Origin of the sequence: Methylibium rhizosphaerae (genome assembly GCF_006386545.1) — a bacterium.
Taxonomy (GTDB): Bacteria; Pseudomonadota; Gammaproteobacteria; order Burkholderiales; family Burkholderiaceae_C; genus Pseudorivibacter; species Pseudorivibacter rhizosphaerae.
Genome location: NZ_SWAR01000207.1, coordinates 1 through 597, shown reverse-complemented (window position 1 = coordinate 597; position 597 = coordinate 1). Strand labels below are relative to the sequence as shown.

Here is a 597-nt window from a genome sequence, read left to right as displayed (position 1 = left end):
ACCGCGCAGGCGCTCGACGATGCGATCGCTCAACAGGTGCTCGATCAGCCGCTGGCAGGCCGGCCCGATGCGGGCGCCCTGGGCGACGCACCAGCTGCGGTCGTGCGCGAAGAACGCCTGCGCCTGCGGCGGCAGGTGGTCGCGCACCGTGATGCGCTCACCCGGCCGCTGCCCGCGCGGATGCGTGGCCACGTGGCGCAGCTCGTCGTACCGTAAGCTCCCCCTCACCGTAGACACCTAAATCTGGAGAATGCGGCCTCAAAGAGGAAGACGAGGACGCGATGAGGAAGAGCAAGTTCAGCGAGAGCCAGATCGTGGCGATCCTGAAGGAAGGTGAAGCGGGGCTGGCCAGAGGAAGACGAGGACGCGATGAGGAAGAGCAAGTTCAGCGAGAGTCAGATCGTGGCGATCCTGAAGGAAGGTGAAGCGGGGCTGGCCGTGGCCGAGTTGTGCCGCAAGCACGGCATCAGCGCTGCGACGTACTACGCGTGGAAGAGCAAGTACGCTGGTGCCACGGTCAACGACCTGACTCGTATGCGCGAGCTCGAGGCCGAGAACGCCCGGCTCAAGCGCATGTATGCCGACCTGGCGCTGGAA

At 65.7% G+C, this 597-nt stretch carries 1 protein-coding gene and 1 pseudogene; one reads left to right on the top strand and one right to left on the bottom strand.

Features of this window, described 5'->3' with window-relative positions; all coding sequences use genetic code 11:
• Positions 1–192: pseudogene (locus E8D38_RS28140) on the bottom strand (IS21 family transposase); the annotation flags it as partial.
• Between the two features lie 177 nt (positions 193–369).
• Between E8D38_RS28140 and E8D38_RS28135 the strand changes: the two are divergent.
• Positions 370–597: transposase (locus E8D38_RS28135; protein WP_140637662.1), on the top strand; the 228-nt coding region annotated here is incomplete at its 3' end.